This is a genomic window from Nostoc sp., from assembly GCF_035638895.1.
Lineage (GTDB): Bacteria > Cyanobacteriota > Cyanobacteriia > Cyanobacteriales > Nostocaceae > Nostoc.
The window spans coordinates 1-1,657 of record NZ_DASQZC010000275.1 but is presented as its reverse complement, the minus strand read 5'-3'; the positions used below and the strand labels follow the sequence as shown (position 1 = coordinate 1,657).

The following is a 1,657-nucleotide window of genomic DNA, read 5'->3' as shown; positions in this document are numbered from 1 at the left end:
GAAGCCAGAGAAATGGCTGCCCTGGACTTATCGAACAACGCTGGCCGCCATCCACAGCTAATCAACAATCAGATGCACCACCCTTCATATCTGTCAGGATTTTTTGGGTGAAAGTTGAGCTATTCCGCCGAAAGCTTACGGTGAGTGGGGGATGGCAACGTCAATGTCATTCGGTTAATTTTTATAAATTTCCATAACTCTCAAATATCTCTACTAAGTTTCCATCTCGCCAACGAAAAAGGTGACTTAATGGAAGCTGCTACGTCTTCTCAGCTGTGGGAAAATATCATAATTGGTATAGACGATATTTGTAAGCAGTTTGACAAGACGTGGCGGCGCAGAAATCGCATTATAGATTCGAAGCTCATCGTCACTTTTCTTTTTCAGTCATTACTGAGCAAGGGATCAGACGGATATGCGACGACATTGTTTGAATTATGGGCAAGTTTGAAAGGCAAGGGTATAGAGTCGAAAAAAGGTGCTCAAGTCGCTCCCTCAAGTATGTGCGAAGCACGTCAGAAGCTTGACGAAAATATATTCAAATTAATAAATAAAAAATTAGTTGAAGAGTGCGAAACAGTCCTCCCGACCGCTGCACGCCTTTGGCAAAACCGAAGAATTTTTGCGGTGGATGGAAGCAAAATCAATTTGCCATGGGCGCTAAATTCGATAGGATTCAATTTGAATAACCAAGATACATGCGCGCCACAGGGTCTAGCGAGCTGTCTTTACAACTTGAAGACAAAGCTCCCTCACGATTTTACACTTGTTGACCATGGAGATGAACGACTTGCAGCTAAAAGCCATCTACAAGCCCTAGTAGAAGGAGACTGTGTCGTATATGATCGTGGTTACTTTGGATACGTTTTACTCTATGAACATATAAAAACTGGAATCGACGCAGTCTTTCGACTTTCTGACGGAACAACTTTTCCTGAAATCAAGGCTTTTATAAATGATCGATCTTTTCCGTCTGAAAGAATTGTCACTATCATACCAACAAAGTTTACTCAAAGAGATATTCGCAAAAAACACAATGACATAATGTTTCTACCTATAAAACTTCGGCTCATACGATATCGAGTCGATAGCAATTGGTATTTCTTGGGAACTACCGTAGGTTCTTTAAGTCTATCATTCGATCATTTCGCTGAACTGTATCATTCCAGATGGGGAATTGAAGAGTTCTATAAAATAATAAAATCACACTTGAAAGTGGAAAATTTTCATTCGAAAACGGTTCGCGGAATAAAGCAAGAATTATATGGAAGCTTCGTGCTTGCAGCTATTACGCGCATAACCACCTTAGCCGTGGAGACACGAGTAGAATCGATTGTAGAAGTGAAACATTCGCCTATTAAAAACAACAAAACTACCTCAGTAGAATTGGATAAATCTAACGGTCAAGAAATATTTCGAGTCAATTTTAAACATTCTCTGAAAGTGCTTGGGAGGTTTCTGCTAGGGATTATTTACAGACCATGTTTGTCGGAAATAAAAATTATATTCTCCGAACTTCTAGACTTGATTGAGTCGGTCAAATCAAAAGTCAGATCAGCAAGAAAATTTCCCAGAATTCGCAAAACACCTAACTTGGGCTTTCGAAATAGACTGCAAAAGGAGAAAGCGTCGATTCTTTCTTAACCGAATGACATTG

At 40.0% G+C, this 1,657-nt stretch carries 2 protein-coding genes; both read left to right on the top strand.

Going from position 1 to position 1,657, the window contains the following annotated elements:
• The coding region (locus tag VE944_RS13250; protein WP_324977697.1) for a hypothetical protein at positions 1-197 on the top strand (197 nt) is incomplete at its 5' end.
• 52 nt (positions 198-249) lie between these two features.
• Positions 250-1,644: an IS4 family transposase gene (locus VE944_RS13245; RefSeq protein ID WP_324977695.1), complete on the top strand. Its 1,395-nt coding sequence runs from the start codon at positions 250-252 to the stop codon at positions 1,642-1,644.
• Positions 1,645-1,657 lie beyond the last annotated feature (13 nt).